The following is a 273-nucleotide window of genomic DNA, read 5'->3' as shown; positions in this document are numbered from 1 at the left end:
CGCTGAAATTCCTCAAGAAATCCATGAAGCGACATGGCCGGCCTGATAAAATCGTTACGGATCGCCTTCGGTCCTACGGTGCCGCCCTGAAGGATCTCGGCTGCGGCGATGATCGTGAGATGGGGCGATGGCTCAACAACCGCGCGCGAGAATTCACACCTGCCGTTCCGACGACGAGAGCGGGCAATGTTGCGGTTCCGGCGCATGCGAACGCTGCAGAAGTTCGTCTCGGTCCATGCCTCGGTCCACAACCACTTTCCGACGGAGCGCCAC

The 273-nt window shown here is 60.1% G+C and carries 1 pseudogene; it reads left to right on the top strand.

What is annotated here, in order from left to right:
• A pseudogene (locus LHP98_RS19380) lies at window positions 1-273 on the top strand (DDE-type integrase/transposase/recombinase); the annotation flags it as partial.

Origin of the sequence: Rhodobacter sp. Har01 (assembly GCF_020564565.1) — a bacterium.
In the GTDB taxonomy this organism is placed as follows: domain Bacteria; phylum Pseudomonadota; class Alphaproteobacteria; order Rhodobacterales; family Rhodobacteraceae; genus Pseudogemmobacter.
This window is presented reverse-complemented; position numbering and strand designations above follow the sequence as displayed.